This is a genomic window from Bartonella sp. AP57NXGY, assembly GCF_042195805.1.
Taxonomy (GTDB): Bacteria; Pseudomonadota; Alphaproteobacteria; order Rhizobiales; family Rhizobiaceae; genus Bartonella.
Genome location: NZ_JBHIOZ010000602.1, coordinates 1 through 610 on the forward strand (window position 1 = coordinate 1; position 610 = coordinate 610).

The window sequence follows — 610 nt, forward strand, 5'->3', positions numbered from 1 at the left end:
CTGTCATGCCTCAGCGAAGTGTTGAGAGACGCTTAAATAGCCCTTATTGTAAAAAGCATTCAGAACAACTTGAATGCAAACCTTAAGTCTTGCTTCAGCAGAGAAAGCCTTGAATTTACACCAAATAAAGCACCAGGTTGATGAGTTTGAGAAAGCCTTGTCCGTTCTTACGTGACAAGGTTTTCTTTTTATGCCGCGTCGTTATAACGTTGCTGTTTTGCTTGTTCGATTACATTCAAAAGATCCGATTGTAACCAACGGGATAAAAAGCCAAATTTTAAAGGTTTTGGGAGAGAGCCATTGGTTACATGACGCCGGAATGTTGAAACACTCATATGAAGCAGTTTTGCACTTTCACGGTCAGTTAAAAGAATATCATTTTCTGTCATACTAAAATCCTTTCACTCTCAAAAAATGGCAACAAATCATAACCATTTATTAACCACATTTTGGTTCATTTAGAAAGATGTTTTATTTATAGAAAACAATATTTTATCATAGTTTTTCTGATGTGATAATTTATGAATCTTATTGAGAAAGAATGAGAGAGAAGAGAGCTAAAGTTATCCACAGATCATGGGGTTATTCACCCCATATCTTAAGATTGACC

Annotated in this window: 1 protein-coding gene; it reads right to left on the bottom strand. The window is 35.6% G+C overall.

Annotated elements, in window-relative coordinates:
* Positions 1 to 188: 188 nt before the first annotated feature.
* Complete coding sequence (locus ACFIL8_RS12270) at positions 189 to 389, bottom strand: AlpA family transcriptional regulator (protein ID WP_015856172.1); 201 nt, start codon at positions 387 to 389, stop codon at positions 189 to 191.
* Positions 390 to 610: the final 221 nt, after the last annotated feature.